Below are 1,603 nucleotides of genomic sequence, written 5' to 3' on the forward strand. Positions count from 1 at the left end.
TGCTCCATAGAAAGGAGGTGATCCATCCCCACCTTCCGGTAGGGATACCTTGTTACGACTTCACCCCAATCATCTGCCCCACCTTCGGCGGCTGGGTCCCAGAAGGGTTCCCTCACCGACTTCGGGTGTTGCAAACTCTCGTGGTGTGACGGGCGGTGTGTACAAGGCCCGGGAACGTATTCACCGCGGCATGCTGATCCGCGATTACTAGCGATTCCGGCTTCATGCAGGCGAGTTGCAGCCTGCAATCCGAACTGAGAATGGCTTTTCTGGATTGGCTCCCCCTCGCGGGTTCGCATCCCGTTGTACCATCCATTGTAGCACGTGTGTAGCCCAGATCATAAGGGGCATGATGATTTGACGTCATCCCCACCTTCCTCCGGTTTGTCACCGGCAGTCACCTTAGAGTGCCCAACTGAATGCTGGCAACTAAGATTAGGGGTTGCGCTCGTTGCGGGACTTAACCCAACATCTCACGACACGAGCTGACGACAACCATGCACCACCTGTCATTCCGTCCCCCGAAGGGGAACCGCCTCTCTCGAGGCGTAGCGGAAGATGTCAAGATCTGGTAAGGTTCTTCGCGTTGCGTCGAATTAAACCACATGCTCCACCGCTTGTGCGGGCCCCCGTCAATTCCTTTGAGTTTCAACCTTGCGGTCGTACTCCCCAGGCGGAGTGCTTAATGCGTTAGCTTCGGCACTACGGGTATCGAAACCCCTAACACCTAGCACTCAGCGTTTACGGCATGGACTACCAGGGTATCTAATCCTGTTTGCTCCCCATGCTTTCGCACCTCAGCGTCAGGTACAGACCAGAGAGTCGCCTTCGCCACTGGTGTTCCTCCACATATCTACGCATTTCACCGCTACACGTGGAATTCCACTCTCCTCTTCTGTCCTCAAGTTTCGCAGTTTCCAATGGCCTTCCACGGTTGAGCCGTGGCCTGTCACATCGGACTGACGAAACCGCCTGCGTGCCCTTTACGCCCAATAATTCCGGACAACGCTTGCCCCCTACGTATTACCGCGGCTGCTGGCACGTAGTTAGCCGGGGCTTTCTGGACAGGTACCGTCAGCACGCCAGCCTGTTCGACTGACGTGGGTTCTTCCCTGTCAACAGAGCTTTACGATCCGAAAACCTTCATCACTCACGCGGCGTTGCACCGTCAGGCTTTCGCCCATTGCGGATGATTCCCTACTGCTGCCTCCCGTAGGAGTCTGGGCCGTGTCTCAGTCCCAGTGTGGCCGATCACCCTCTCAGGTCGGCTACGCATCGTCGCCTTGGGGAGCCCTTACCTCTCCAACTAGCTAATGCGCCGCGGGCCCATCGGACTGTGCAAGGATCCGAAGATCCCTGCTTTACCGCTGACCTCAGGCGAGGTCAGGGCGTATTGGGCATTAGCCCCGGTTTCCCGGGGTTATTCCCATCAGTCCGGCAGGTTGCCCACGTGTTACTCACCCGTCCGCCGCTCGTTCCACCGGTTTCCTCCCGAAGGAGTCCGCCGGCTTCCCGCGCTCGACTTGCATGTATTAGGCACGCCGCCAGCGTTCGTCCTGAGCCAGGATCAAACTCTCCGTAAAAAGTTTGATGCTGTGGCATC

At 57.5% G+C, this 1,603-nt stretch carries 1 rRNA gene; it reads right to left on the reverse strand.

What is annotated here, in order from left to right:
* Nucleotides 1–10: 10 nt before the first annotated feature.
* A 16S ribosomal RNA gene (locus tag Q0757_RS16890) occupies nt 11–1,583 on the reverse strand.
* Nucleotides 1,584–1,603: the final 20 nt, after the last annotated feature.

This window comes from uncultured Marinococcus sp. (assembly GCF_947493875.1).
Lineage (GTDB): Bacteria > Bacillota > Bacilli > Bacillales > Marinococcaceae > Marinococcus.